At 66.3% G+C, this 24409-nt stretch carries 24 protein-coding genes and 1 tRNA gene; 8 read left to right on the top strand and 17 right to left on the bottom strand.

From position 1 onward, the window contains the following. Positions 1 to 81: 81 nt before the first annotated feature. Positions 82 to 735 carry a TetR/AcrR family transcriptional regulator gene (locus M1D40_RS05490; protein ID WP_461170476.1) on the top strand — a complete coding sequence of 218 codons (654 nt, stop codon included), beginning with the start codon at positions 82 to 84 and terminating at the stop codon, positions 733 to 735. 37 nt (positions 736 to 772) lie between these two features. Continuing rightward, positions 773 to 1240 (top strand): GNAT family N-acetyltransferase, encoded by a 468-nt coding sequence (locus M1D40_RS05485; RefSeq protein WP_341393808.1) that lies wholly within the window; start codon positions 773 to 775, stop codon positions 1238 to 1240. 148 nt (positions 1241 to 1388) lie between these two features. On the opposite strand, the gene M1D40_RS05480 is transcribed toward M1D40_RS05485, so the two are convergent. From M1D40_RS05480 to pdhA, 3 genes are read right to left on the bottom strand one after another with little or no spacing between them, the layout of a single operon-like run. Then, a complete protein-coding gene (locus tag M1D40_RS05480; protein WP_461170475.1) occupies positions 1389 to 2909 on the bottom strand; it encodes a dihydrolipoamide acetyltransferase family protein in 1521 nt (506 codons plus the stop codon). Next, on the bottom strand, positions 2906 to 3952 hold the full coding sequence (locus M1D40_RS05475; RefSeq protein ID WP_461170474.1) for an alpha-ketoacid dehydrogenase subunit beta: 1047 nt from the start codon (positions 3950 to 3952) through the stop codon (positions 2906 to 2908). Before M1D40_RS05475 ends, M1D40_RS05480 begins: the two co-directional genes overlap by 4 nt. After that, positions 3949 to 5151 carry a pyruvate dehydrogenase (acetyl-transferring) E1 component subunit alpha gene (gene pdhA / locus M1D40_RS05470; RefSeq protein WP_461170473.1) on the bottom strand — a complete coding sequence of 401 codons (1203 nt, stop codon included), beginning with the start codon at positions 5149 to 5151 and terminating at the stop codon, positions 3949 to 3951. Before pdhA ends, M1D40_RS05475 begins: the two co-directional genes overlap by 4 nt. A 166-nt stretch (positions 5152 to 5317) precedes the next feature. On the opposite strand from pdhA, the gene M1D40_RS05465 reads away from it, so the two are divergent. Beyond that, a complete protein-coding gene (locus tag M1D40_RS05465) occupies positions 5318 to 5809 on the top strand; it encodes an Lrp/AsnC family transcriptional regulator (protein ID WP_341393811.1) in 492 nt (163 codons plus the stop codon). A gap of 126 nt (positions 5810 to 5935) precedes the next feature. Here the strand turns inward: M1D40_RS05465 and M1D40_RS05460 are convergent, their stop codons facing one another. Together M1D40_RS05460 and M1D40_RS05455 are read right to left on the bottom strand one after the other, a co-directional pair. After that, positions 5936 to 7558 (bottom strand): solute symporter family protein, encoded by a 1623-nt coding sequence (locus tag M1D40_RS05460; RefSeq protein WP_341393812.1) that lies wholly within the window; start codon positions 7556 to 7558, stop codon positions 5936 to 5938. After that, positions 7555 to 7926, bottom strand: a complete 372-nt coding sequence (locus M1D40_RS05455) for a DUF485 domain-containing protein (protein WP_341393813.1) — start codon at positions 7924 to 7926, stop codon at positions 7555 to 7557. Before M1D40_RS05455 ends, M1D40_RS05460 begins: the two co-directional genes overlap by 4 nt. Before the next feature lie 254 nt (positions 7927 to 8180). On the opposite strand from M1D40_RS05455, the gene M1D40_RS05450 reads away from it, so the two are divergent. Genes M1D40_RS05450 through M1D40_RS05435 form a run of 4 tightly spaced genes read left to right on the top strand, consistent with a single transcriptional unit; the run spans position 8181 to position 12107 of the window. After that, entirely contained in the window at positions 8181 to 9386 is a 1206-nt protein-coding gene (locus M1D40_RS05450) for a sensor histidine kinase (RefSeq protein WP_341393814.1), read from the top strand. A 19-nt stretch (positions 9387 to 9405) separates the two neighbouring features. Then, complete coding sequence (locus M1D40_RS05445; protein ID WP_341393815.1) at positions 9406 to 10164, top strand: LytR/AlgR family response regulator transcription factor; 759 nt, start codon at positions 9406 to 9408, stop codon at positions 10162 to 10164. Beyond that, positions 10161 to 10592 (top strand): DUF485 domain-containing protein, encoded by a 432-nt coding sequence (locus M1D40_RS05440; RefSeq protein WP_461170472.1) that lies wholly within the window; start codon positions 10161 to 10163, stop codon positions 10590 to 10592. The genes M1D40_RS05445 and M1D40_RS05440 overlap by 4 nt, the downstream gene beginning before the upstream one ends. Before the next feature lie 18 nt (positions 10593 to 10610). After that, positions 10611 to 12107: a sodium/solute symporter gene (locus M1D40_RS05435; RefSeq protein WP_341393817.1), complete on the top strand. Its 1497-nt coding sequence runs from the start codon at positions 10611 to 10613 to the stop codon at positions 12105 to 12107. Here M1D40_RS05435 and M1D40_RS05430 read toward each other — a convergent pair. The 6 genes from M1D40_RS05430 to rpsB all read right to left on the bottom strand — a co-directional run bounded on the left by M1D40_RS05430 (position 12104) and on the right by rpsB (position 17638). Further along, the gene (locus M1D40_RS05430) at positions 12104 to 12682 is read right to left on the bottom strand and encodes a DivIVA domain-containing protein (protein WP_341393818.1); all 579 of its coding nucleotides are present in this window, start codon (positions 12680 to 12682) and stop codon (positions 12104 to 12106) included. The two genes, M1D40_RS05435 and M1D40_RS05430, sit on opposite strands and share 4 nt — an antisense overlap. A gap of 137 nt (positions 12683 to 12819) precedes the next feature. After that, on the bottom strand, positions 12820 to 13839 hold the full coding sequence (locus M1D40_RS05425; protein WP_461170471.1) for a phosphatidate cytidylyltransferase: 1020 nt from the start codon (positions 13837 to 13839) through the stop codon (positions 12820 to 12822). 74 nt (positions 13840 to 13913) lie between these two features. After that, positions 13914 to 14471 (bottom strand): ribosome recycling factor, encoded by a 558-nt coding sequence (gene frr, locus M1D40_RS05420; RefSeq protein WP_341393820.1) that lies wholly within the window; start codon positions 14469 to 14471, stop codon positions 13914 to 13916. 436 nt (positions 14472 to 14907) lie between these two features. After that, complete coding sequence (gene pyrH, locus M1D40_RS05415) at positions 14908 to 15639, bottom strand: UMP kinase (protein WP_341393822.1); 732 nt, start codon at positions 15637 to 15639, stop codon at positions 14908 to 14910. A gap of 135 nt (positions 15640 to 15774) precedes the next feature. Further along, positions 15775 to 16614 (bottom strand): translation elongation factor Ts, encoded by an 840-nt coding sequence (gene tsf / locus M1D40_RS05410; protein ID WP_341393823.1) that lies wholly within the window; start codon positions 16612 to 16614, stop codon positions 15775 to 15777. Positions 16615 to 16750: 136 nt separating this feature from the next. Next, on the bottom strand, positions 16751 to 17638 hold the full coding sequence (gene rpsB, locus M1D40_RS05405; RefSeq protein WP_341393824.1) for a 30S ribosomal protein S2: 888 nt from the start codon (positions 17636 to 17638) through the stop codon (positions 16751 to 16753). Positions 17639 to 18304: 666 nt separating this feature from the next. Between rpsB and M1D40_RS05400 the strand changes: the two genes are divergently transcribed. After that, entirely contained in the window at positions 18305 to 18871 is a 567-nt protein-coding gene (locus tag M1D40_RS05400; RefSeq protein ID WP_461170470.1) for a M23 family metallopeptidase, read from the top strand. A 266-nt stretch (positions 18872 to 19137) separates the two neighbouring features. On the opposite strand, the gene M1D40_RS05395 is transcribed toward M1D40_RS05400, so the two are convergent. The 6 genes from M1D40_RS05395 to M1D40_RS05370 all read right to left on the bottom strand — a co-directional run bounded on the left by M1D40_RS05395 (position 19138) and on the right by M1D40_RS05370 (position 24314). Further along, a complete protein-coding gene (locus M1D40_RS05395) occupies positions 19138 to 20322 on the bottom strand; it encodes an acyl-CoA dehydrogenase family protein (protein WP_341393826.1) in 1185 nt (394 codons plus the stop codon). Between the two features lie 241 nt (positions 20323 to 20563). Continuing rightward, positions 20564 to 20637 (bottom strand) — tRNA-Ile (locus M1D40_RS05390). A gap of 99 nt (positions 20638 to 20736) precedes the next feature. Further along, complete coding sequence (locus M1D40_RS05385) at positions 20737 to 21933, bottom strand: glycosyltransferase (protein WP_461170469.1); 1197 nt, start codon at positions 21931 to 21933, stop codon at positions 20737 to 20739. Next, entirely contained in the window at positions 21930 to 22871 is a 942-nt protein-coding gene (locus M1D40_RS05380) for a DMT family transporter (RefSeq protein WP_341393828.1), read from the bottom strand. Before M1D40_RS05380 ends, M1D40_RS05385 begins: the two co-directional genes overlap by 4 nt. Then, a complete protein-coding gene (locus M1D40_RS05375; protein ID WP_341393829.1) occupies positions 22871 to 23491 on the bottom strand; it encodes a CDP-alcohol phosphatidyltransferase family protein in 621 nt (206 codons plus the stop codon). Before M1D40_RS05375 ends, M1D40_RS05380 begins: the two co-directional genes overlap by 1 nt. Positions 23492 to 23522: 31 nt before the next feature. Continuing rightward, the gene (locus M1D40_RS05370; protein ID WP_341393830.1) at positions 23523 to 24314 is read right to left on the bottom strand and encodes a phage holin family protein; all 792 of its coding nucleotides are present in this window, start codon (positions 24312 to 24314) and stop codon (positions 23523 to 23525) included. Between the last annotated feature and the right edge of the window lie 95 nt (positions 24315 to 24409).

The following is a 24409-nucleotide window of genomic DNA, read 5'->3' as shown; positions in this document are numbered from 1 at the left end:
AAATCAGGTTATTGGTTATTAACTCAGCTGTCCACCACAATGGAAGCTGCTCGTGAAATAAAAACTGCCGGAAAGGTTGGCATGGACGCAGCGAAAGAAGACGCACCAGCAGCCCCGCCCGGAAGGGACCTGCCGCTGCCCGCCGCCCGCACCACCGGACGAAGCCTGGCCAAGGCCTCCCGCCGGGCCGCGATGCTCGACGCCGCGGCGGCCCTTTTCGCCGAACGCGGCTACAACGGTGTGTCAATTGAAGAACTTGGGGCGGCTACGGGTGTCAGCGGCCCTGCCGTGTACCGGCATTTCAGCGGCAAGCCCGCCGTGCTGTCCGCTCTGCTCGTCGGAGTGAGCGAGGATCTGCTGGCCGGCGGAAAAGCCGTGGTCGCCGAGTCGGCCACCGCTGACGCGGCGCTGCGCGGACTGGTGGAGTTCCATGTGGACTTCGCCCTGCGCCAGGCCAATGTGATCCGGGTCCACGACCGCGATTTGAACAGCCTGCCGGAGGACGATGAACGCGCGGTGCGCTCGCTCCAGCGCCAGTATGTGGAGGTGTGGGTTGATGCCCTGTCCGCCCTGCATCCGGACTGCGGCCTGCCGCTGCTGCGGCACCGGGCGCAGGCGGTCTTCGGACTGATCAACTCCACGTCCCATACCCTGCACGGAAAAATGAAGGCCCGGGAGACGGCGCGGCTGCGGTCGCTGCTGGAAACAATGGCCTGGGCCGCCCTGAATGCCTAGTAGTCTGAACCAAACCCCTCGAGCAGAAAGACCTGCTGTGATTGAGCTTCGTGCCGTAGTTCCCGCCGATTTGGATGAGTTCTTTTCCCATCAGCTGGATCCAAGCGCCAACCATATGGCGGCGTTTGCCGCTAAAAACCCCTCTGACCGCGGTGTGTTTGATCACCACTGGCAGAACATCCTGAATGACCCCACCATCACGGTGCGCACGATTGTGGCCGACGGCGACGTCGTCGGCAGCATCCTGGCCTACCGCGAAGGCGGCGTCCCGGAGATCAGCTACTGGGTGGACACCGCCCGCTGGGGCCAGGGAATCACCACGGCCGCCGTTGGGCAGTTCCTGCAGGAATTCTCCGAACGCCCGATTCGTGCCCGCGCCGTGGCCGACAACGTCAGCTCCATCGCCATCCTGGAAAAATACGGCTTCACTGTCGTGGGTGAAACGCAGGGCTTCGCCAATGCCCGCGGTGCCGTGGTGCGCGAACTCGAGCTCGAACTGGCCTAACAGGCACTGCCGGCTGCTCCCGGGCCTTGCCCGGACCAGGCACCCGCCGCGACCAGGCACCGCCTCGAACAGGCCCTGCCGCTATGTGAGAAGCCCGCCGCCGGAGATTTCCGGCGGCGGGCTTCGTCGTTCCTGCGATCCTGTCCTGTTACATCAGGGCCAGCGCCATCGCCGGTTCCGCCAGAACCGCTCCCACGTCGCTGAGGAACCGGGCACCCTGTTCGCCGTCCACCAGCCGGTGGTCGAAGGACAGGCTCAGGGTCATGACCTTCCGCAGGGCAATTCCGCCTTCAAAGGCCCACGGCTGTTCCCGGACAGCGCCCAGCGCCAGGATGGCCGCTTCACCCGGATTCAGGATGGGCGTTCCGGCATCAACCCCGAAGACCCCCACGTTGGAGATCGAGAAGGTCCCGCCCGCCAGGTCCGCCGGGGTGGTCTTTCCGGCTCGGGCGGTCCGGGTCAGGGATCCCAGCGCTTCGGCCAGGTCGCGGAGCCCCAGTGTTTGGGCATCCTTGATATTGGGAACCATCAGCCCCCGCGGAGTGGCTGCGGCAATGCCCAGGTTCACGTAGTGGTACTGGATGATCTCCCTGGCCGCTTCATCCCAGCGGGAATTCAGCGTCGGATGCTTGCCCAGGGCCAGGCACGCGGCCTTGGCGGCCAGAGTGAGCGGCGTGAGCTTCACGCCTTCGAAGGCAGGCTTCCGGCGCAGGCGCTCCAGCAGTTCAGTCGATTCCGTGACATCAACGGTCAGGAACACCGTCACATGCGGAGCGGTAAACGCACTGGCGACCATGGCAGCGGCCGTGTGCTTGCGCATTCCGGCGATCGGAATCCGTTCCTCCCGGACGCCCTGCCCGTCCGCGGCGTTCGACGGCGCGGCTGGCAGGCCCGACGACGGCGGTGCCTGTTCCTGTTCCGTCACCTGGCGGGTCGACTGTCCTGCCGCCTCCGCTGCCGCGGTGACGTCTGAGCGGACAATCAGCCCGTCGGGGCCGGTTCCCTCCACAAGGTCCAAGCTGATGCCCAGGTCCCGGGCCAGTTTCCGGACCGGCGGTGTTGACCGCGGCCGGTCCTTGGCGCGGTTCCCCGCCGCGGCGATTCTCTCCTGGTGCGGGTCCGCGGGAGCGGGAGCCGGCGGAACGGGAGGTGCCGGAGCAGGGGCAACCGGTGCCGGAGCGGGCGGTGCGGCCGCGGCGGGTGCACCGGGTACAACGGGTTCAGCTGGTGCGGAGCCGGCAGCCGGTGCGGGCGGCTGGTCGCCCGTGAGCCAGCGCCGCCGGGCCGGGCGCCCGGATTTCTCCGGGACGGCTCCGTAGCCCACCAAGTTGGGCGTGCGCTTCAGGGGTTCGCCCACGGGTCCGGCCGGCGCTACGCCTGCCGCAGTTCCCTGGGCTGCAGTTCCGCCCGGACCGGCCGGGGCGGCGCCGCCGCCCACGTCGAAGGACACAATGGGCGCCCCGACTTCCACCACGGAGCCGGCCGCCTCGTGGAGCCGGGACACGGTTCCTGCATACGGCGAGGGCAGTTCCACCACTGCCTTTGCCGTTTCAACCTCGGCGATGACCTGATTGAGGGTGACCTTGTCCCCCACGGCCACGTGCCAGCTGACAATCTCGGACTCGGTCAGCCCTTCGCCCAGGTCCGGAAGGCGGAATTCCCGAATCACAGGGCCGCTCCTTCCAGTGCAGCTCCCGCGGCGCTGTGCGCGGCCGGCGAAGTGCTGAGGGAGTTGGGGCGGCGCAGGGCGCGGTCCACGCCGTCGAGCATCCGGTCCAGGTCCGGAAGGTGGTGGTGTTCGAGCTTGGAGGACGGGTACGGGACGTCGAAGCCGGTCACCCGCACGGGGGCGTGTTCCAGGTAGTCGAAACAGCGTTCCGTGATGGACGCGGAAATTTCCGCCCCGACGCCGCCGGATTTGCCGGCTTCGTGGGTGATCACCAGGCGTCCGGTCTTGCGCACCGATGCTTCCACGGTGGCAAAGTCCACCGGCGAGAGCGAACGCAGGTCGATGACTTCCACGGACACGCCTTCGTCGGATGCTGCGACAGCGGCGTCGACGGCGGTCACCACCAGCGGCCCGTACGTCACGAGGGTGACGTCCGTTCCCTCGGTGACTACGCGGGCCTGTCCCAGCGGCAGCGCACCGTCCAGGGTTTCCTGCACCTCGCCCTTGACGTGGTAGCGCCGTTTGGGTTCGAAGTACAGGACGGGGTCATTGCTGGCGATGGCCTGCTGAATCATTGTGTAGGCGTCCTGGGGATTGGACACGCTCACCACGCGCAGCCCCGAGGTGTGGGTGAAATAGGCTTCCGGGGACTCCGAGTGGTGCTCCGGTGACCCGATGCCGCCGCCGAACGGCACCCGGATGGTCAGCGGCATGTTGACCGCGCCGCGGGTGCGGTAGTGCATCTTGGCGACCTGGCAGACGATCTGGTCAAACGCGGGATAAATGAAACCGTCGAACTGGATCTCCACCACCGGGCGGTACCCGCGGAACGCGAGCCCGACGGCGGTGCCCATGATCCCTGATTCGGCCAGCGGCGTGTCGATCACCCGGGAGGCGCCGAAGTCTTTCTTGAGCCCGTCCGTGATGCGGAAGACACCACCGAGGGTGCCGATGTCCTCACCCATCAGGACAACCTTGGGGTCGGCGTCCATGGCGGCACGCAGCCCGGCGTTGATGGCGCGGCCAAAGGTCATGGTGCTCATGCGTTGCTCCCCTTTTCGTCGACGCCCACCGGGTCGGTGCCGTGCACCTGGACCGGGTGCGGCTCGTCCTCCTCCGTGCCGTACACGGCCAGGTACCGCGCGTACTCCTCCTGCTGCTTTTCCAGCCAGGAGTTGGGCTCCGAATACACGTGAGCAAATATGTCCAGGGCCGGCGGCGGCGGCATCCCGATGCAGGAAGCGCGGAGTTCCGCGGCCACGGCGTCGGCACGGGCGGTCACGGCGGCGGCGAAGTCGTCGCTGAACAGGCCCTCCGACCGCAGCAGGGCTTCCACCCGGCTGATCGGGTCCTTGGCCCGCCATTCCTCCAGCTCGCCGGCGTCGCGGTAGCGGGTGGGATCATCAGCGGTGGTGTGCGGACCCATCCGGTAGGTCACGGCCTCGATGAAGCTGGGGCCTCCCCCGCTGCGGGCCCGGTCCAGGGCTTCGCGGGTCACTGCCATGACGGCGAGGACGTCGTTGCCGTCCACCCGCACGGAGGGAATGCCGAATCCCGGCGCCCGGTTGGCGATCGGCACCTGCGCCTGCAGGCCCACGGGCTCTGAAATGGCCCACTGGTTGTTCGAGCAGAAGAAAATGACGGGTGTGTGGAAGCTGGCGGCAAAGACCATGGCCTCGTTCACGTCGCCCTGGCTGGTGGCGCCGTCGCCGAAATAGGTGATGACGGCGTCGTCGGTTCCGTCGGCCACGACGCCCATGCCGTAGCCGGCGGCGTGCAGCGCCTGGGCGCCGATGATGACCTGCGTGGGCGCCATGTTGACCGTGTACGGGTCCCAGCCGGCAGCCGCGTTGCCGCGCCAGACCCGCATCAGGGATTCCGGATCGACGCCGCGGCACCAGGCCACGCCGTTCTCGCGGTAGCTGCCGAACACAAAGTCACTGGGCCGCAGGGTGCGGGCGGAGCCGATCTGCGCGGCTTCCTGACCCAGCAGCGGCGGCCACAGTCCGAGCTGGCCCTGGCGCTGCAGCGCGGTGGCCTCAGTGTCGATCCGGCGGATCACCACCATGTCCTCGTAGAGGCTGCGCAGCTGGTCCGGGTCGACGTCGTCCACCCAGTGGTCGTAGGACGATGCCACCCGGGAACCGTCGGGACGGACCAGCTGGACGTAGGGGCCGGCAGCGGTGGCGCCGGCGTCGTGAGGGGGTCGAACAGGAGTATGCAGAGACACGTCGGTACGCATCCTTCCGTGTTGGGCCCCAGGGATGGCGGGACCGAACCGATGCCCGAGCGCCGTTGCCCGGATACCTGTGACCCTACTCACACTCAGCAGGCGGCACAACCACAGCACGAATCATTGAGCATTGTGCCCTGCAATTGGAGAACCGGCCGTGCTAATCTTTCGCACTATGCCTTCCCTGGACAGCACCGACACCCGGCTTCTGCTTGCCCTGGCGAAGGATCCGCGGCGTACCGTGGTGGCGCTGGCCGCCGTTCTGGGCATTTCGCGCAACACCGTGCAGGCCCGGCTGGCACAGCTGGAGAAGAAGTCGGTGTTCCTGTCCTTCGAGCGCAGGATCAGCCCCGCGGCCCTGGGCTACCCGCTGATGGCCTTTGTGCATGTGCACGTCCAGCAGCAGCAGCTCGCCGAAATCACGGCGCAGCTCGCACTGGTGCCCGAGGTGGTAGAGGCCCACGGCCTGACCGGAACCGCGGACATCCTGCTGCGCGTGGTCGCCGCCGACGCCGAAGACCTGTTCCGCGTCAACAAGGCAATCCTCGCCATCCCCGGCGTGGAGCGCTGCGACACCAACCTGGCGATGGGCGAGCTCATCCCCTTCCGGGTGGCTCCGCTGCTCGGGCGGGAGAGCCCCGGGAGCAGCGCCGACGCCGGCAGCTGACAGACCCGAACGCAGCCGGATAGATCCCTTGCTTCCGGGACCCAGGCCCGAACGCAGGAAGGGCCCCGCACCGAAGTGCGGAACCCTTCCGTTTGCCCCCGTGGAGGGCCGTGGGTGCGGCTGCGGTTAGTGGTCCACTGCCTTTTCCGCACCGACGCCGGTGAGCGAACGGACTTCCATTTCCGCCTGCTTCTGCGGCGACTCGTCGTCCTTGCCGAGCACGGTTCCCAGCCAGCCCAGGAAGAACGCCAGCGGGATGGAGACCAGGCCCGGGTTGTTCAGCGGGAAGATGGAGATATCGAAGCCCGACACCATGGACGTCTCGGCCCCGGAGAAGACCGGGGACAGGATGATCAGCAGGATCGCCGAACCGAGGCCGCCGTACATGCTCCAGATGGCACCCTGGGTGTTGAAGCGGCGCCAGTACAGCGAGTACAGGATGGTCGGCAGGTTGGCGCTGGCCGCTACTGCGAAGGCCAGTGCCACCAGGAAGGCCACGTTCTGCCCCTGTGCGCCGATGCCGCCGAGGATGGAGACGACGCCGATTACGATTACCGTGCGGCGGGCCACCTTGACCTCGCCGTCGGCGTCCACCTTGCCCTTGCGGATGACGTTCGCGTAGATGTCATGGGCGAAGGATGCGGCGGCGGTGATGGTCAGTCCGGCCACCACGGCCAGGATGGTCGCGAAGGCCACAGCGGCGATCAGCCCCAGCAGGACCGGCCCGCCCAGGGCGAAGGCCAGCAGCGGCGCCGCGGAGTTCACGCCGCCCGGAGCCGAGGTGATTGTCTCCGCCGGGATCATGGCAGCGGCGCCGTAGCCCAGGACCAGGGTGAACAGGTAGAACAGGCCGATCAGCCAGATGGCCCAGACCACGGAGCGGCGGGCTTCCTTGGCGGTCGGCACGGTGTAGAAGCGCATCAGCACGTGCGGCAGGGCCGCGGTGCCCAGCACCAGCGCCATGCCCAGGGACACGAAGTCCAGGCGGGTGGTGTCGCTCTTGCCGTACTGCAGGCCCGGGTTCAGGAGCTCGGGGTTGCCGGACATCTCGACGGCGTTGCCCAGCAGTTCGGAGAGGCTGAACCCGTTGTTGGCCAGCACCCAGACGGTCATGATGGCCGCGCCGGCAATGAGCAGGCAGGCCTTGATGATCTGGACCCAGGTGGTGCCCTTCATCCCGCCGATCAGTACGTACATGATCATGAGGCCGCCGACGACGGTGATGACCAGCGACTGGCCGAGCCGTCCGTCGATGCCCATCAGCAGGGAGACAAGCCCGCCGGCGCCGGCCATCTGGGCCAGCAGGTAGAAGAAGCAGACGGCCAGGGTGGTGATGGCCGCGGCGATGCGCACGGGGCGCTGCTTGAGCCGGAAGGAGAGCACGTCGGCCATGGTGAACTTGCCGGTGTTGCGCAGCATTTCCGCCACCAGCAGCAGCGCCACCAGCCAGGCGACCAGGAAGCCGATGGAGTACAGGAAGCCGTCGTAGCCGTTGATGGCGATGGCGCCGACGATACCCAGGAAGGACGCAGCCGAAAGGTAGTCCCCGGCAATGGCCGTTCCGTTCTGCGGTCCGGTGAAGGACCGGCCGGCGGCGTAGTAGTCCGCCGCGGTCTTGTTGTTCCGGCTTGCCCGCAGCACCACCACGAGGGTTACGGCCACAAACAGGCCGAAGATGAGCATGTTCAGCCAGCCGGTTTCCTTCACGGCCTCAGCGGTCACCTCCGCGGTCACGTTGATGGTGTTCATTTGGTCTCCTCCGGACGGCTGACGCCCTTGGCCTCAAGTTTCTCGCGCAGGTCGGCGGCGATGGGGTCCATCCTGCGGTTGGCGTAGCTGACGTACCACATGGTGATGCCGAAGGTGCTGACAAACTGCAGCAGACCCAGGATCAGCCCGATGTTGATGTTGTCCCAGACCTCAGTGGACATGAAGTCGTGGGCGTAGTCGGCCAGCAGGACGTAGGCGAAGTACCACAGCAGGAACACCACGGCCATCGGGAAAATGAAGCTGCGCTGGCGCTTGCGGAGCTCCTGCAGTTCGGGTGACTTTTGGACTTCCGTGAAGTCGACCGGCGCGGCGTGGGCACCGGATCCTCGGGGATGATTTTTAGCCATCGCTCCTCCTTGAGTTGGGGCATGTCCGCACGGCGCTGCCTGCCGTAACCCGGACAAACCGGTTTCGGACACCACACGCGCACAAACTGTGATCCCCATCACCTTGCTACGGGTGCCGCCCGGCGCACCAGTTTCGGCGGCCGTGCCTCGCCAAACGGTCATTCCCCTGCGGTGAACGGTTCCCGGGGCCGCCGCGGGCCGGCCCGGAACCGTTCACCGCAGGAGCCGTCGTTCCCGGCCGCTAGGGTAGGGGAATGTTCAGTCCCGCCGTCGACATTGCCGTGGTCTGCGCCGTCGCCGTCCTGACCGTGGCGCTGGTGGCCGCCCTCGGCCACCGCCTGAGCCGGTCGCAGCGTGACCTCGGTTCCGACCGGGAGCGGGCGGTCTACTCCGCCCTCCACACCGCCAGCCTCGCGTCCCGCCATCTCCGGGCCGGCCTCACCCCCGCGGGCGCCAGCAAAGCCGGGCGCCATCTGCGCGCACTGCTGGGCTGCGACACCCTGGTGCTGGCCGACGCCGCCGCCGTCCTGGCCTGGGAGGGGTCGCTGCCGGACACTCCCCGCTCCCGGGCCCGGCTGCTGGACGCCTCGCGGACCGTGCTGGAAAGCGGCCGGACCAAGGTTTTCCGCGGCGCCTCCCTGCGTTCGCTGGGTCTCGACGACGACGGCGGCCGGCAGCTGCTGGTGTGTCCGCTGCAGGTAAACCGCCAAACGGTGGGAACCCTCGCCGTCTTCACCCCCACGGTCAGTGCCGGCCTGGTCCGCGCGGTGAACGACGTCGCCGCCTGGGTTGCCGCACAGGTTGAACTGGCTGAACTGGATACCTCCCGCACCATGCTGATGGAGGCCGAGGTGCGCGCGCTGCGGGCCCAGATCAGCCCGCATTTCATTTACAACTCCCTGAACGCCATCGCCTCGTACATCACCACAGATCCGGTGCGTGCCCGGGAACTGGTGGTCGAGTTCGCCGATTTCACCCGCTACACCTTCCGCCGCAGCGGCAACTTCACCACGGTGGCGGAGGAACTGCAGGCCATCGACCGGTATCTGCTGCTGGAGCGGGCGCGCTTCGGGGACCGCCTGAAAATCAGCCTGCAGATCGGCCCGGAAGTCCTGGGCACCGTGATTCCTTTTCTTTCGCTGCAGCCGCTGGTGGAGAACTCGGTGCGGCACGGACTGGAGGCCACCGACGGCGAGGGGCACATCACCATCACGGCGGCCGACGCCGGCGCGCAGGCCGTCATCACGGTCGAGGACAACGGCACGGGCATGGATCCCGAGTACCTGCGCGCGGTGCTGGCCGGTCACGCGGACGGCGACCATGTGGGGCTGCGCAACGTCGACGTCCGGCTGCGCCAGGTGTACGGCGACGACCACGGACTGGTGATTGACACCGCCCCGGGCGCCGGAACCCTGATCACCATGCACATCCCCAAGTCGCAGCCGGGCCACCGCCCGTAAGTCTTGTAACCTGTTTCACATGTCCGCACCCGCAAAACCGCCTCCGCGGCAGATCTCCGTGGTGGTTGTCGACGATGAGCTGCCCGCCGTTAACGAGCTGGCGTTCCTGCTGGGCCGGGACTCCCGGGTCGGCGAGGTGCACCGCGCCTCCAGCGGCGCGGAGGCGCTGCGGGCCATCGAAGGCAACCCGGTGGACGCGGTGTTCCTGGATATCCACATGCCGGCGCTGTCCGGGCTGGACATTGCCCGTGTTCTCTCCAACCGCGAACGCCCGCCGGCAGTGGTTTTCGTGACCGCGGACGAGGAGCAGGCACTTGCCGCGTTTGACCTGGCAGCCGTGGACTACCTGCTCAAGCCCGTCCGTCCGGAACGGCTGGCGGAATCGGTCCGGCGCGTCTGCGACCTCGCTGCCGAAGCGGCCGGCAGCGACGGCGGCGCCGACGTCGTCAGCGTGGTCCAGGGCGGCACCACCCGGCTGATCCGCCGCGACGACATCCGCTATGTGCAGGCGCAGGGCGACTACGCCCGCCTGCACACCGCCGAGGCGTCCTACCTGATCCGGGTTCCGCTGACGGATCTGGAGGAACAGTGGGCGGAGGCCGGTTTTGTCCGCATCCACCGCTCCTATCTCGTGTCCCGTTCCCACATCCGGCAGGTCCGCGTGGCAGGCGGCCGCGCCAGCATCAGCGTCGGCTCGGCGGAACTTCCGGTCAGCCGCCGGCATCTGCCCGGAGTGCGCAGCACGCTCTCCGCCAGCCGGGTCCGGCCCCGCGGATGAGTTCCGCTCCGCGCCCGGCGTCCCCGGACTCTTCCGCCGCGGCCGCCTCTGCTTCCGCCTCCAAACAGCCGGAGCGTGTCCGGGTCACCGCCCCGCGCACCGCGCCGGCTTCCGCCGATTCCTACACGGTGTCCCGGGAGCTGGATGAGCAGACCGAGGTTGGCGAGCTCTTCATCGGCTCCCTGATCCGTTCCCAGCTGCGCCTGGCGCTGGTGGTTGCCGGCGGCTTCCTCCTGATCCTGCTGGGCGTTCCGGTGCTGCTGGCGTTCCTGCCGGTCATCGCCGATCTGACGCTGTTCACCGTCCCGGCGCCCTGGATCCTGCTGGGGGCAGGGGTGTATCCCCTCGTCATTGTCTGCGGAGCGCTGTACGTGCGCAGTGCCGCCCGCAATGAAAAGCGTTTCCTGGACCTGGTCGACGATGCCTGAGCGCACCGGAGCGGCGGCGTGAACCCGGCCGCCGGCTATGCCGCCCTGGCCGCGGTCACTGCCGCCACCCTGCTGATCGGCGTGTACGGGCTGCGCATCTCGCGGACCACCGGGGACTTCTACGTGGCCTCCAGGACGGTGCGGCCCTGGTGGAACGCCTCGGCGATCGGCGGCGAGTACCTCTCAGCCGCCAGTTTCCTGGGCGTGGCCGGGCTCATCCTGGTGTCCGGAGTGGACGCTCTCTGGTTTCCGATCGGCTACACGGCCGGTTACCTGATGCTGCTGCTCTTCGTGGCGGCGCCGCTGCGCCGTTCGGGGGCCTACACCATTCCGGATTTTGCGCAGGTTCGGCTGGAGTCGCTGGCCGCCCGCCGGGTCACCAGCCTGCTGGTGATCGCCGTCGGCTGGCTCTACATCGTGCCGCAGCTGCACGGGGCGGCGCTGACCATCGGCATTACCACCGGCCTGCCCGGCTGGGTGGGATCCGTGGCGGTGGTGGTGGTGGTCTGCCTGAGCGTGGTGACCGGCGGCATGCGGTCCATTACCTTTGTGCAGGCGTTCCAGTACTGGCTCAAGCTTGCTGCCATCGCCGTGCCCGTGCTCTTTGTCCTGTTCCGGCTCTCCTCCGACGGGCTGCCCTGGACGGACGGCGGTGCCGTGTTCGCTGCCGCACTGAACCCGGAGACCAACGCTTCCCTGTACCGGAACATTTCGCTGAGCATTGCGCTGCTCTGCGGCACCCTCGGCCTGCCGCACGTGCTGGTGCGCTTCTACACCAATCCGGACGGACCCTCGGCCCGGCGCACCACCCTGATCGTGCTGGGACTGCTGTCCCTGTTTTATATCTTTCCGATCATCTACGGCGTGCTGGGCCGCATCTACACTCCCGAGCTCGCGTCCGGCGGCGCCGACTCCACGGTGCTGCTGCTGCCCGGGCGGGTGTTTGACGGGGCGCTGGGCGACCTGCTGTCCGCGCTGGTGACGGCCGGGGCGTTCGCGGCGTTCCTGTCCACGACCAGCGGGCTGGTGGTCTCGCTGGCCGGAGTGGTCAGCCAGCAGTTCTTCCGCGGCAGCGTGGGCGGGTTCCGGCTCTCGGCGGTGCTTGCCGCCGTCGTGCCCCTGGGGCTGGCGCTGCTGACCAGTTCACAGGCGCTGGCCGGGAGTGTGGGGATGGTGTTCGCCTTTACCGCCTCCACCCTGTGCCCGCTGCTGGTGCTTGGCATTTGGTGGCGCGGACTCACGGCCCGCGGAGCGGTGTCAGGGATGGTCGCGGGCGCGGTCCTGTGCGGCGGCGCGATGGTGGCCGGCGGAGTGCTGGCCACGCTGGGACGGATTACCCCCGTGTGGCTGGAACAGCCGGCAGCGTGGTCCGTGCCGGCTGCCTTCGCGGTAACCGTTGCCGTCTCAAGGCTGCGTCCGGATCTGGCCCCGGCCGGTGCCGCCAAGATTCTTGCCCGGCTGCATACCCCGGAGCGGCGGCGCCAGGTCCGGGCTGCTGATCCTGCGGCGAACTAGTCGATCGAGGCCATGAGTTCAACAACGCGGTCCAGGAATGCGTCCACCTGGGTTTCCTCGTATCCGTCGGCGCCCTTGGCTTCGCGGAAGACCGCCCGCCGGACCACGTCCACGCTCAGCGGCTTGTCATTCTCGAAGTACCCCAGCAGCTCATTGCACAGTGCGTCCACGTCTTCAACGTTGTAGCTGGGCACCTTGCGCTTGCTGGGCCGGCGGAACCGCTCGCCCGGCTTGCGGTGCAGGCGTGCCCGCAGGACGGCCGAGGTGCGGCCGATCTGCAGCAGCCAGGCTTCTTCGCCCTTCTCCTGAATCAGCTCGTCTCTTTCACGCTGCGCAAAAACGTCTTCCAGCCGGTCCAGGGCCGCGTCCACGGCCTGGGGCTCGTAGCCGGCCTTCGCCGGATCGAACGCCATGGAGCGGACGTTGCGGCTGGTAATGGGTTTTGCGGACGGGCTCTCGTCGTTGTAGTAACTCCGTGCCTTGGCCAGAAACTCATCAACCTGGCGCGTGTTGTAGCCGTATTCCCGACGCCCCACACGCTCGAAAGGGGCGCTGGCCTGCCGCGCTTCGTCCATGTCTTAACTGTTCCTCTGTGGTCATGCCGCTGTGACGAGACTGTTTGGAAAACCTGTAAATATCCTACGTTGCCGCCGGTGGGCGGCGGTCAGGCGTTGCCGGGGCACTGCTGCTCCCCCGCCTGACGCCTCTCCTGCTAAGCCCCCGAAAGCAAAACCGAAAGCATGAACACCACGGGAGAGGCAAAGACGATCGAGTCCAGCCGGTCCATAATGCCGCCGTGTCCGGGCAGCAGGTTGGACATGTCCTTCACGCCGAGCTCGCGCTTGATCATGGACTCCGAGAAGTCCCCCGCCGTTGCTGCGGCAACCGTGGCAACGGCCAAAACAAGACCGAACCACCACGGCTGGTCCAGGAAGAAGATCGCCGCCACAATTCCGATAATGGTGGCACCGGCTGCCGAGCCGGCGAAGCCCTCCCAGGACTTCTTCGGGCTGATTTTCGGAGCCATCGGGTGCTTGCCGAAAATTGCGCCGACGATATATCCGAAGGTGTCGTTCGCGACCACCAGGAGCAGCAGGACGGCGACGCCGATCTGGCCCTTGGGCTCGCCCAGCAGAAGCATCGCAAAGCTCAGCAGGAACGGCACCCACAGCACCACGAAGATGCCGGCAAAAATGCTCCGGACGGCATCCTCGGCGGTATCGATGGCCCGCCAGAGCAGGATCGCCACCACCGACGCCACAAGGGCAAAGGCCAGGGACTCGCTGCCCCCGAAGTACGCGGCAAACGGCAGCGCCACGGTGCTGACCAGGACCGGAACCATGGGAACCTTGATTCCGCGCACCTCCAGGGCCCGGCTGACTTCCCACACGCCCACGGCGGCAAAGACCGTGGCAATGGCGACGATCGCGAAGGGGAAGAACAGCAGGCCGGCCAGGAGGGACCCCAGCAGGATCACGCCGACGGCGATGGCCGCGGGCAGGTTCCGCCCCGCTTTTGAGGGCTTGGCGGGATCCTTGGGCTGCTTGCGTGTCTTGGGCTGCTTCAATGCCTTGGGCTTCCCGGGGAATCCGGAGCTCTTCGAGGCTTCCGCCGTCGCAGAGGCTCCGGCCGCCGCGGCGGATTCGGGGGCCTGCGGTGTTTCAGGCGCCCCGGCGCCGGACGGCGGCGTGGTGGCCTTCCGGGCGGGGCCGTCTCCGTCTGTGGCACTCATGTCCGTGGCCTTTGCTGCCGGATCAGTCTCAAGGGACGCACCGCCAGCCTTGCTGGGAGGCTGGTCGTTCCTCATCAGACCTCTAGCAGCTCGGCTTCCTTGCGCTTGAGCAGATCGTCAATGGCCTCGGTGTGGGCCTTGGTCTGCGCGTCGAGGTCCTTTTCGGCGCGGGCTCCATCGTCCTCGCCAATCTCGCCGTCCTTGACCAGGCGGTCCAGGGCATCCTTCGCCTTGCGGCGGATGTTGCGGACCGAGACCTTGGCGTCCTCGCCCTTGGTCTTGACGATCTTGACGTACTCCTTGCGGCGGTCCTGCGTCAGTTCGGGCATGATCACGCGGATGACCTTGCCGTCATTGGACGGATTCGCCCCAACCTCGGAGTCGCTCAGGGCACGCTCGATGGCCCGCAGGGCGGAAACATCGTAGGGGGTGATCAGCAGGGTGCGTGCGTCCGGCGTACCGAACGAAGCGAGCTGCTGGAGCTGGGTGGGGGTGCCGTAGTAGTCCACCAGGACCTTGGAGAACAGGGCGGGGGTGGCGCGGCCGGTGCGGATGGTCGAGAAGTCCTCTTTGGCTACTTCCACCGCCTTGTCCATTTTGTCGGTGGCCTCGGCCAGGGTTTCTTCGATCATGGTGTCTCCTAACACGCAAAAAATGTCCACGCTGACGGTGGCTGGGCTCTCTTATTCATCCTAAGCCAAAAGCCCCAAGGTTCCCTGCACGGGCCTGCAACGCGGAGGGCGAATCCCTCACACATGCGGCCATCCGGTGCCTGCGGGAGGTGGTCCGGCGGCAGGGGCCCGACCGCTGCGGAGCGCCTGGGGCCTGAGGGAGCCGGACGGCGGGGTGCCTCGGCCGCCCCGGAGGGCCTGGAGGAAGGCGGCTTTATTATTCCGCAGGCCGTCCGCGGCCGAGGGAATATCGTTGCCGCCGTTCCAGGGCCGCAGGCGCGGCAGGCTGCAGCAGCAACCGCCGCCGTTCCAGGCCCGCAGGCGCGGCAGGCTGCAGCAGCAACCGCCGCCGTTCCAGGCCCGCAGGCGGGCCCGGAACCACGGCAACATGGTGAAGCTAGTTGGAAACGATGGTGCCGATCTTCTCGCCGCGGATGGCGCGGGTGACGTTTCCTTCGCCTTCCATGCCAAAGACCACCATGTTCAGGTCGTTGTCCTTGCACATGGTCATTGCCGTCTGGTCCATGACGCGGATGTCGCGGCGCAGGGCGTCGTCGTACGTGAGCGTCTCGAGGCGCACCGCTGTGGCGTCCTTGTTGGGGTCTGCGGTGTAGACGCCGTCCACGCCGCTCTTGGCCATGAGCACCTCGTCGGCGTGCACCTCAAGGGCGCGCTGGGCGGCCACGGTGTCGGTGGAGAAGTACGGCAGGCCGGCGCCGGCGCCGAAGATGACCACGCGGCCCTTTTCCAAGTGGCGGATGGCGCGCCGGGGAATGTAGGCCTCGGCCACCTGGCCCATGGTGATGGCGCTCTGGACGCGGGTCTCAACGCCCGCCTGTTCCAGGAAGTCCTGCAGCGCAAGGCAGTTCATGACCGTGCCGAGCATGCCCATGTAGTCCGCCCGGGAGCGGTCCATGCCGCTCTGGGAAAGCTCGGCGCCGCGGAAGAAGTTTCCGCCGCCCACCACAATGGCAACCTCAACTTCGCCAACGGTCGCGGCAATCTGCTTGGCCACTGCGCGCACCGTGTCCGGGTCCACTCCGAGCTTCCCGCCGCCGAAGACTTCACCGGAGAGCTTGAGCAGTACGCGTCGACGCGCCAGATCGGATTCTTTCAGGACGTGGGCCATTGTGCCTCCCGGGGCATAGTACGTGCTTGGTTTAAAGGGTAAAGATCTGTTTTGGGCAGACAAAAGGGGTGGCCACCTCGGTGACCACCCCAAATGTTCATGATGACGTGTCCGTCAGGTCCAGTGCCTTGTGGGCTAGGCGCCTACGCGGAAACGGGCGAAGCCGGACGGCGTGGTGCCGGCCTCTTCGAGCACCTTTGCCACGGTCTTCTTGGCGTCCTTGGCGAACGGCTGGTCCAGCAGGACGATTTCCTTGAAGAAACCGGTCAGGCGGCCTTCAACGATCTTGGTCAGCGCGGCTTCGGGCTTGCCCTCGGCGCGTGCCGTCTCGTCAGCGATGCGGCGTTCGTTCTCCACGGTCTCCGCCGGAACTTCTTCCCGGGTCAGGTAGGTGGGAGCGTAAGCAGCGGTGTGCACGGCGATGTCGTGCGCAGCGGTCTTGGCTTCGTCGCTGTCACCGTCAACGGCGAACAGGACGCCAACCTGAGCAGGCAGGTCCTTGGAGGTCTTGTGCAGGTAAGCATCAACGGCCTTGCCTTCGATGCGTGCCACGCGGCGGACAACAACCTTTTCGCCCAGGATTGCGCCTTCTTCGACAACAACCTCGGACAGCGGCTTGCCGTCCACGTTGTAGGCCAGCAGCGTTTCGGCGTCGGCAGCAGCGGACTCAACGGCAGCGGCCAGAACCTTGTCGGCCAGTTCAATGAACTTGGCGGACTTCGCAACAAAGTCGGTCTCGCAGTTGAGTTCGATCATGACACCCACGGTGCCGTCGATGACCTTGGCAGCAACCAGGCCCTCGGCGGTGGAGCGGCCTTCGCGCTTGGTGGCGCCCTTCAGACCCTTGATGCGGATGAGCTCCATGGCCTTGTCGGCGTCGCCGTTGGCCTCGTCAAGAGCCTTCTTCACATCCATCATGCCGGCGCCTGTGCGCTCGCGCAGAGCCTTGATATCAGCAGCGGTGTAGTTCGCCATTTGGACTCCAGTCCTCCCGTTATAAGTTTTGGTGAGCTTCCGCCAGAGCGGCTGGCCGGAAAATTCCGGCCAGCCGCACCAGCAGATACCCCGAAATCACCGCGGCGTTGGCTGCGGTGATTGCAGGAACTTCTATTTACTTCTCTGTTGCGTCCGCGGCGGGTGCCTCGGCGGCAGCTTCGGCCGGAGCCTCGGCAGCCGGAGCAGCTTCCGCTGCCGGTGCAGCGTCAGCAGCGGGGGCAGCGTCAGCGGCGGGGGCAGCTGCGCCTTCGAGGAGTTCGCGCTCCCACTCAGCAAGCGGCTCTGCCGGTGCTTCCGTGTTGCCGGACTTGTTGTGGCGGGCGATCAGGCCCTCAGCAACGGCGTCGGCGATAACGCGGGTCAGCAGGTTGACGGAGCGGATGGCGTCGTCGTTGCCCGGGATCGGGAAGTCGACGTCATCGGGATCGCAGTTGCTGTCCAGGATGGCCACAACGGGGATGTTCAGCTTCTTGGCCTCGTCGATGGCGAGGTGTTCCTTCTGGGTGTCCACGATCCAGACCACGGACGGAGCCTTGGTCAGGTTGCGGATGCCGCCGAGGTTGGTCTGCAGCTTGGTGAGCTCGCGCTTCAGCAGCAGCAGTTCCTTCTTGGTGTGGCCGGAACCGGCAACATCGTCGAAGTCGATTTCTTCGAGTTCCTTCAGACGCTGGATGCGCTTGGCAACGGTCTGGAAGTTGGTGAGCATACCGCCGAGCCAGCGCTGGTTCACGTAGGGCTGGCCAACACGGGTGGCCTGCTCGGCGATGGCTTCCTGAGCCTGCTTCTTGGTACCGACAAACAGTACGGTTCCGCCGTGGGCAACGGTGGCCTTGACGAACTCGTAGGCGCGGTCGATGTAGGACAGCGACTGCTGCAGGTCGATGATGTAGATGCCGTTGCGCTCGGTGAAGATGAAGCGCTTCATCTTCGGGTTCCAGCGACGGGTCTGGTGTCCAAAGTGGACGCCGCTGTCGAGCAGCTGGCGCATTGTAACGACGGGCATGTCGTCACTCCTTCCGGCAGTAGTAGGCGTGCTGAAGCACGGTTGTCCTGCTGCCAATTGTCGGTTTATAGCTGTACGCCCGGGCGGGCGAAGCTCCTGGTGCCCATCAGCTGAAATCTCAGCATGCCTTCCCTGCCGGCTTACCGGACCGATGGAAAGGCACCCGCGGACGTTCCTCAGGAATGACCGGGATAATTGGGGCACGCGTAGTCAGAATTCAGTACCGGTTGCCGCTCGGATTTCGGTGAAACCAAAGGCGGCACCCTCCCTGCGGGCAGGGAACATGGCACAGCAAACTGCTTCGTCAACTATACACCAGCAACGCGGTGCTTTTGTCCTCCCCGGCACTGCTTCGGGCTCCCGCCGGCTCAGGTAATCCACAGCCTGTGAAAGGGGCGGTGCGGCCGGAAGAAACCGGCACAGACTACTGGCATGGACCTTTCCCCTCAGTGCAGAGTCCGTCGCCCGCGACCGACGACACTGCTTCCGACGACGCAGCTTCCGTCCGGAGCGCGTCCGTCCCAGGCGCGTCCGTCCCAGACACGGCGGTCCAAGGCACGGCGGTCCGAGGCACAACCGTCCGGGGCACGGCTGTTTAGAGGACATCCGACCAGGCTGCATCTGCTCAGGGCACGTAAGTTCAGGGCACGTAAGTTCAGGGCGCGTATGTTCAGCGCGCAGCGCCGGTCCCGGTTGAGACCACTGGCCTGGGCCGGAATTTTGGCGGCGTTGTTCCTTGCCGTGACGGTTCCTGCCGCGGGCTGGGATGAAGGGGCCGGCGGTGGACCGCAGGCGGTCAGCAGTTATGAGCCGGAATGGAGCTGGCCGCTCTCCCCCGCGCCCGCCGTGGTGCGCCCCTTTGAAGCTCCGCCGCAGCGGTGGCTCGCCGGACACCGGGGCGTGGATCTGGCTGCGCCGCCCGGAGCACCGGTACTCAGCCCGGCCGCCGGGACCGTGACCTTCGCCGGTTGGGTGGTGAACCGCCCGGTACTCACAGTGGATCTGGGCGACGGTCTGCTTGCCAGTTTTGAACCTGTGCTTGCGGAGAAATCGGCCGGCGACTCGGTGGCCGAAGGCGAGGTGCTGGGCACGCTTGCCGATCCGGCGTCCGCGGTTCCGGGCCACTGTGCCGTGTCCTGCCTGCATTGGGGCGTTCGCCTCAACCGGGAATACGTGAATCCGCTGAAGTACGTTACGGACCGGAGGCCGTCGGTGCTGTTGCCGCTGAAGTGAAGAATGTCGGCCCGAAAGCCATTGCCGGCCTGACAGAACATAAAAGACCCTGACAGAGACATAGAAGACAGAAAAACAGGTGCGGCCGGCCCCCGCCGGGGCCGGCCATACCTGTCCACCGCTTTGTCTTCAGCACTGTTCAGCACTGTTCAGCACTGTTCAGCACTGTTCAGCACTGTTCAGCACTGAGTCTTCAGCACTGTTCCACCGCTGTGTCTTCAGCTCTTCAGCCCGGCAGCTACCGCCGGGCGCGGGCGGAACGTTTCCTAGACGAATGCCGCCACGCCGGTGATGGCGCGGCCGGTGACGAGGGTGTTGATTTCGTAGGTGCCCTCATAGGAGTAAATCGCTTCGGCATCCGCGAAGATCTTGGCCATGCCGTAGTCCGTGACGATTCCGTTGCCGCCGAGGATGCTGCGGCCCATGGCCACGGTCTCGCGCATGCGGGCCGTGGTGAAGGCCTTGGCCAGCGCGGACTGCTCGTCCTTGGCCTTGCCGAGGTCTTCGAGCTGCGCCAGGCGGACCATCATGCCCAGCGAACTGACCGTGTTGCCCAGCATCTGGACCAGCTGTTCCTGGATCAGCTGGAAGGAGGCCAGCGGCTTGCCGAACTGGTGGCGTTCCACGGCGTACTTGCGGGCGACGTCGAAGGCTGCCATCTGCTGGCCGACTGCCTGCCACGCGACCGACAGACGGGTGACCTTGAGGACCTTGTTCGTGTCCTTGAAGCTGTTGGCGCCCTTGAGGTGGAAGTCGTCGCTGACCACTACGTTGTCCAGGACAATGTCAGCGTTCTGCACGGTGCGCAGGGCAATCTTGTTTTCGATCTTGGTGGCGCTGTAGCCCTTGGTCTTGGTGTCGACCAGGAAGCCCTTCACCTGGTTGTCGGCCACGTCGCGGGCGTAGATAACGACCCAGTCGGAGAACGTGGCGTTGCCGATCCAGCGCTTCTCGCCGTTGAGGATCCAGTTATCGCCATCGCGGCGTGCAGTGGTCCGGGTTCCGCCGGCCACATCCGAGCCGCCCAGCGGTTCCGTCAGACCGAACGCGCCGATCTTCTTCATGGAGTAGATGTCCGGCAGCCAGGCAGCCTTCTGCTCTTCGGATGCCAGCGCTTCGATGGAGCCGGTGAAGAGTCCGTCATGGACACCCAGGAAAGTGGCAAACGAAGTATCGGCGCGGGTGAACTCCGCGTGGCACAGGCCGGCAAACAGGTTGGAGTGGCCCTGCCGGTACACCGGGCTCATGACATCCAGTTCGGCAATCTTCGGAATCATGTGGTGCGGGAACTCCCCCGCGTTCCACCAGTCCGCGGCGTACGGCGTGACCTCGGTCTTCAACCATGCCCGGACCTCGTGGAGGCGGTCCCGCTCTTTGTCCGAGAGCAGGTCCTCGAATGCGTAGAAGTCGCCGTCCGCGTACGGAAGATTGTCGACGTCGATAGTTGCCATGGAAATATCCTTCGTTGCTGATCATCGATGATCCGGGACTGTGAATCCGGTCTCACCTATGTTACCCACCGGTAATATGATCCACAACACGGGCTCGGACGGCGCCGGGCCGCGGGGGCGCGGAAGGCGCGGGCGTCAGGGCTCCAGGCAAGGCAAAAGAAAACACCCCGGTCCGAAGACCGGGGTGTCAGCTGTGTTGCGACGCATCCGGAAACGACACTCCGGCTCATCACGCATCTTGTAGGGCTGGTGGGGCTTGAACCCACGACCCACGGATTATGAGTCCGCTGCTCTGACCAGCTGAGCTACAGCCCCAGGACCCCTGAGGGCCTGGCTGCCCGCGAGGGCAATAGAAACATCCTAGTGTCTGCCGCAGCCGGGGAGCCAATTGGCTCCCCGGCCTGCCGAAGGCAACTAGATGGCCCCCTGGGTCACCGGCCGCCCGTAGTACAAATCCTCGAATGTGGACAGGGTGGCATCCAGGCTGTGCCGCTCCACCATGGACCTGCTGTGGGCGCCCATTGCGGCCCGCTCCTCAGGGTCCAGCTCCAGGATCTCGGTCAGCCGCTTGCTCAGCTCATCGCTGTTGCCCGGGGTGAACAGGTACCCGTTCCGGCCCGGATCCACCAGGTGCGGCAGCGCCATGGCGTCGGCCAGGAGCACCGGGGTGGAGGCGGACATGGCTTCGAGCGTCACCAGGGACTGCAGTTCGGCGGTTCCCGGCATCACGAACACATCGGCGCGCTGGTAGGCCCGCCGCAGCTCCTCGTCGGACACGAGTCCGCGGAAAACCACGCGGTCTTCCAACCCCAGCCGCTTGACCTGCGCCTGCAGGCTGGGCTTGACCTCGCCGCCGCCCACAATCTCGGCGTGGACGTTCAGGTGCGCGGGAGCCTTGGCCACGGCGTCGATCATCACGTCCACGTGCTTTTCCTCAGCCAGCCGCCCGACAAACAGAACCGTGGGGTGTTCGTTCCGCTCGACGGGCTCGCCCGGCTGCAGTTCGTAGACCGACGCGTCGATGCCGTTGGACAGGGGCAGGACATCCGGCAGGAAGGCGTGGGCGTGCATGGCCTTGGCCGCCAGCGGCGTGGGCGTGGTGACCACGGCCGCGCGGCCCATGACCTTACCCATGTCCTTCCACGAATTCTTGGCCACAATGTCCTTGAACCAGCGGGGAAACGGCAGGAAGGGGTCAAGGTTCGCGGGCATGAAGTGGTTGGTGGCGATGACCCTGATCCCGCGCTTCTCCGCCTCGTAGAGGGTGTACTCCCCCACCATGTAGTGGCACTGGATGTGCACCACGTCCGGCTGGACCCGGTCGAAGAGGAGGCTGATCTCCTTCTTGATCTGCCACGGCAGGCAGATGCGCCAGTACTCGTGCGTGGGTACGCCGTGGGACCGCAGGCGGTGGACCGGCCAGTCGCCGTCGAGATCGGAGCGGCTGCCGCCGTCAACGTCGTTAGGCGCCAGGACGTGCACGTTGTGGCCCCGTCCGTTCATGCCCTTGGCGAGGCGGTAGCCGAACTGTGCCGCGCCGTTGAGGTGCGGCGGATAGGTGTCACAGGCAATGAGGATCGTCAGCGGTTTGTCGGCCGTTGCGTCGGTCAAAGGGAGCCCCTCTTTTGGTCTTTTCCAGTTTTCGCGGCGGCCTGCTTTTGCCGGTGCCGTGCCTCTGCCCGCCGCTGGATGACATCCGGGTGATAGCGGGAGAGCGCGAACACCCCCACGATAGCAATCAAAGCTGCCACGCCCATGGCAACGGCCGCCACTGCGGGCACGTCGGGCTGAAGTTCCTGGAGGACTCCGATGCCGATCGCAATGCCCACCATCGGGTCGATGACAGTGAGCCCGGCGATCACCAGGTCCGGCGGGCCGCTGGAGTAGGCGCTTTGCACGAACCAGGCCCCCAGCCCGCCAGCTACCGCAATGCCGACGACGGTGTACCAGGGGACGTTCAGCAGGAAACGGCCGTTCGGGTTGAGCAGGTCAGCGGTAATGACCTTCGTCAGGACGGCCACGAATCCGAACAGGACGCCGGCTCCGACAATGAACCCGATGGCCCCGATCCTGCGCCCAAACAACGCATTGAGTGTGCCGAAGAACACCACAACCACTGCCAGAATCAGGACGATGATCAGCTCCTGCGCCGGCTTGATCTCCCCCGGGTCACGGGTGACGCCGACGGCGAGGGAGACAAAAAGCGCGCTGCCGAGGACGCAGGCCACGATGGAGACAATGGTGACGCGGTTCATCCGCAGGCCCTGGTCGCGGGAGTTGACCACCGTGGTGATCACCAGGGCAATGGAACCGATGGGCTGCACCACGGTCAGCGGAGCAAGGGTGAGCGCGGTGACGTTGAGCGCCATCCCCACCCCCAGCAGAAGCAGTCCCAGCAGCCAGCGGGGGTTGCGCAGCAGCCGCACCAGCTGGGAGGAATGGAGTTCCAGCCCGCCCGTGTCGGCGCTGACGGCGCTTCCCTGGCGCTGGGCACCGAAGGCCAGGAAGACGGCGCTGGCCAGGGCGCAGACGATTGCTACGCCAACCATCAGCCGTTCCCGGCCGCACTGCGCTCCCGGGCGTACTTGTGCCACGAGGCCCGCAGGTACCCGACCGCTGCAATGATGTGGCCCGCGCAGCCCAGCAGCAGCACGGTGTTTCCGGTGGTGGACAGCCACTCGTAGTCAAAACCGGGAACCCGCTGCAGCAGCAGGAGCGGGGCACCCAGCAGCAGCAGCGCCGTCCTGATTTTTCCGATGTTGCTGACCGGCAGGTCGGGGCTGCCGCGGAAGAGCACCAGGGCGTTGATGATAAGGATGGCATCGGGAATCACAATCGCCAGGACCAGCCATGCCGGTGCGATGCCCTGGACCACAAAGGTCACCGCCACCACAATCAGGGCGAGGCGGTCCGCCACGGGGTCCAGCCACTGGCCGACGCGGGATACCTGGTTCAGCCGGCGGGCCAGGTACCCGTCCACCCAGTCGGTGGAGCCGACCACCACGAGGGTGATGAAAGCCGGCCCGTAGTTTTCGTCCACAATAAGGGCGACGAAAAGCGGTACCCCCAGAAAGCGAAGGACCGTGATCAGGTTGGGAACGGTCCAGAAAGTGTCCGTGACCGTCATCTTGCGGCCCGGGCGTGTTCCTGCACCGATCAACCTGATCACGGCCCACTTCCCCTATCAGCGATGGCGGGACCTACTTGGCGGAAAGCCTGCGGATCATCATGGCCATGGCCAGCAGCGATGCCGCCAGGACCGTCAGCGGCTGCCACCGCTCCTTGATCAGGGCCATGATGTCGTCGGCCGAAGACGCCCCGCTGCCCTGGTCGGAGGTGCCGGAGCTGCGCTGCTGAGCGGCCCGGCGTGCCTTGAGCTCGCGGATTTGCGCCTTGACGTCAACCTTTTCACCGAGGCCGTCGCGGACGGCCGCCATGTGCTCGCGCCGCTGGCGGGCACGGGTACGCAGTTCTTCGGGCGTCGCCTGGGCGGGCCCGTCGTCGGCCTGTTCCTTCTTCTTCTTTTCCTTGTCCTTGTCCTTGGGCTCCTTCGGCTTCTTCTCCAGCGTGGCCGGGTCGAAGCTGCGGCCTTCCTTCAGGACGCCAAGGTCATAGCGCAGGCCGTAGAGGGCTTCCTCGGGCAGCAGCGGCAGCGTCTTCTTGAACCTGTTGACGCCGATCAGTGCTCCCACGGCGGCAATGACCAGGAACAGCAGGGCCACCAGCAGGGCGGCGAGCCAGTCCGGCATGATCGTGCCCAGTCCGAGGATCGCGGCAACGATCAGCGCAATCGCCAGGGCCGCGGCGAAAAGCAGCGCAACGACCATAAAGGCCGCAGCCACTCCGGCCTTGATGCCCTTCTGCTTCATCTCGGCGGTGGCGAGGGCGAATTCGTCGTTCAGCTGACGCGGGGTCAGGCGGGCCATCACCTTCGCCAGGCCCACCAATGACGAACTCCCTGCAGTCCTTCGTGTGCTAGCGGAGCGATTCATGCGCCCTGCCTCCGTCTCCTGATTAATCTTCGCCGTTGCCATTACCCAAAATTACCATTCTCCTCAGCTTTCACACTGTGAACAGGTTTCCCCTC

The organism is Arthrobacter sp. Z1-15 (assembly GCF_054792395.1).
This window is presented reverse-complemented; position numbering and strand designations above follow the sequence as displayed.

What these genes read in the sequence shown, in the direction of transcription:
- M1D40_RS05490 (WP_461170476.1), top strand. Translation starts at nt 82, where the DNA reads ATGGACGCAGCGAAAGAAGACGCACCAGCAGCCCCGCCCGGAAGGGAC.
- M1D40_RS05475 (WP_461170474.1), bottom strand. Translation starts at nt 3,952, where the DNA reads ATGAGCACCATGACCTTTGGCCGCGCCATCAACGCCGGGCTGCGTGCC.
- pdhA (WP_461170473.1), bottom strand. Translation starts at nt 5,151, where the DNA reads ATGCGTACCGACGTGTCTCTGCATACTCCTGTTCGACCCCCTCACGAC.
- M1D40_RS05465 (WP_341393811.1), top strand. Translation starts at nt 5,318, where the DNA reads ATGCCTTCCCTGGACAGCACCGACACCCGGCTTCTGCTTGCCCTGGCG.
- M1D40_RS05460 (WP_341393812.1), bottom strand. Translation starts at nt 7,558, where the DNA reads ATGAACACCATCAACGTGACCGCGGAGGTGACCGCTGAGGCCGTGAAG.
- M1D40_RS05455 (WP_341393813.1), bottom strand. Translation starts at nt 7,926, where the DNA reads ATGGCTAAAAATCATCCCCGAGGATCCGGTGCCCACGCCGCGCCGGTC.
- M1D40_RS05450 (WP_341393814.1), top strand. Translation starts at nt 8,181, where the DNA reads ATGTTCAGTCCCGCCGTCGACATTGCCGTGGTCTGCGCCGTCGCCGTC.
- M1D40_RS05445 (WP_341393815.1), top strand. Translation starts at nt 9,406, where the DNA reads ATGTCCGCACCCGCAAAACCGCCTCCGCGGCAGATCTCCGTGGTGGTT.
- M1D40_RS05440 (WP_461170472.1), top strand. Translation starts at nt 10,161, where the DNA reads ATGAGTTCCGCTCCGCGCCCGGCGTCCCCGGACTCTTCCGCCGCGGCC.
- M1D40_RS05430 (WP_341393818.1), bottom strand. Translation starts at nt 12,682, where the DNA reads ATGGACGAAGCGCGGCAGGCCAGCGCCCCTTTCGAGCGTGTGGGGCGT.
- M1D40_RS05425 (WP_461170471.1), bottom strand. Translation starts at nt 13,839, where the DNA reads ATGAGTGCCACAGACGGAGACGGCCCCGCCCGGAAGGCCACCACGCCG.
- frr (WP_341393820.1), bottom strand. Translation starts at nt 14,471, where the DNA reads ATGATCGAAGAAACCCTGGCCGAGGCCACCGACAAAATGGACAAGGCG.
- pyrH (WP_341393822.1), bottom strand. Translation starts at nt 15,639, where the DNA reads ATGGCCCACGTCCTGAAAGAATCCGATCTGGCGCGTCGACGCGTACTG.
- tsf (WP_341393823.1), bottom strand. Translation starts at nt 16,614, where the DNA reads ATGGCGAACTACACCGCTGCTGATATCAAGGCTCTGCGCGAGCGCACA.
- rpsB (WP_341393824.1), bottom strand. Translation starts at nt 17,638, where the DNA reads ATGCCCGTCGTTACAATGCGCCAGCTGCTCGACAGCGGCGTCCACTTT.
- M1D40_RS05400 (WP_461170470.1), top strand. Translation starts at nt 18,305, where the DNA reads ATGTTCAGCGCGCAGCGCCGGTCCCGGTTGAGACCACTGGCCTGGGCC.
- M1D40_RS05395 (WP_341393826.1), bottom strand. Translation starts at nt 20,322, where the DNA reads ATGGCAACTATCGACGTCGACAATCTTCCGTACGCGGACGGCGACTTC.
- M1D40_RS05380 (WP_341393828.1), bottom strand. Translation starts at nt 22,871, where the DNA reads ATGGTTGGCGTAGCAATCGTCTGCGCCCTGGCCAGCGCCGTCTTCCTG.
- M1D40_RS05370 (WP_341393830.1), bottom strand. Translation starts at nt 24,314, where the DNA reads ATGAATCGCTCCGCTAGCACACGAAGGACTGCAGGGAGTTCGTCATTG.